1 protein-coding gene is annotated in these 1,198 nt (G+C 65.0%); it reads left to right on the top strand.

What is annotated here, in order from left to right; translation table 11 throughout:
* The first annotated feature begins 73 nt into the window (after nucleotides 1-73).
* Nucleotides 74-1,179, top strand: a protein-coding gene (locus ACS5Q0_RS27470; RefSeq protein WP_473129788.1) for an IS630 family transposase whose coding sequence is annotated in 2 segments (ribosomal slippage) — nucleotides 74-494 and nucleotides 494-1,179 — 1,107 coding nt in all. Because the reading frame shifts where the segments join, the coding sequence is not laid out codon by codon here.
* Nucleotides 1,180-1,198 lie beyond the last annotated feature (19 nt).

The raw sequence follows: 1,198 nt of genomic DNA, 5'->3' as shown, positions 1-1,198 counted from the left end.
TCCTTTGCCACAGGGGAGCTGCGGGATGGTTCGAGGGGGTGTAAACTGAGCGGATCTGAGGGAGGGCTCTCCCATGCTCAAGCGCTATCTTGTCGATCTCACCCGCCGCGAGCGCACTGACCTCCTGAGCTTGCTCAACAAGGGCATTGCTCCGGCCCGCACGCTCACCCGCGCCCGTATTCTGCTGGCTGCTGACGAGCACAAGACCGATGCCCAGATCGCGGCGGCCCTGCATGTCCATCCCGCCACCGTCGAGCGGACCCGGCGCCGCTTCGTCGAGGGCCGTGCCGCCCGCGCACTGCACGAAAAGCCGCGGCCCGGCGGTCGGCCCAAGCTCGCTCCCAAGCAGGAGGCCTTTCTGGTCGCGCTGGCCTGTAGCGATGCGCCGTCAGGCCGGGGCCACTGGACCCTGCAGTTACTGGCCGACCGTCTGGTGGAGCTCGGGGTAGTGGAGACCATCAGCGACGAGACGGTGCGACGGGCACTCAAAAAAACACCCTAAAGCCGTGGCAGCGCAAGCAGTGGTGCATTGCCTCCGTGGGAGCGGACTTTGTCTGGCGCATGGAGGACGTGCTCGACCTCTATGCCGAGCCCTATACCCCTGACCGGCCAGTCGTCTGCTTTGACGAGTTGCCGTTCCAGCTGCTCGCCGACAAACGGGCGCCCCAACCCGTGGCTCCCGGCCGCCCAACCCGGGTGGACTATGAGTACCAGCGGCAGGGCACAGCCAACCTGTTCCTGTGCTTTGAGCCGCTGGCAGGTTGGCGCCATGTGGAGGTGACGGCGCGTCGGACGAACAAGGACTTCGCCGAGCAGATGCGGGCGCTTGCGGATGATCATTATCCTGACGCCCCGGTCATTGCAGTGGTGTTGGACAATCTCAGCACCCACAGCCCTGCGGCTCTGTACCAGACCTTCCCACCTGCGCAGGCGCGCCGCCTCGTGAAGCGGCTGGAGTTTCACTACACGCCCAAGCACGGTAGCTGGCTCAACATGGCGGAGTTGGAGTTCGCGATCCTCAGCCGTCAATGCTTGGGCCGGCGTCTGCCGGACCCAACAGTGCTCCAGCGCGAGACCGCCGCCTGGGAAGCCGAGCGCAATCGCAACAGAGCCAAGGCGCATTGGCATTTCACCACCACGCAGGCTCGCTCCAAACTACGGCGGCTCTATCCTGCATGATCCCTGTGGCAAAGGACTA

It is taken from the genome of Microvirga sp. HS2, assembly GCF_055792805.1.
Note: the sequence above shows the minus strand (reverse complement) of the source record. Positions and strands in the feature narration are given on the sequence as shown.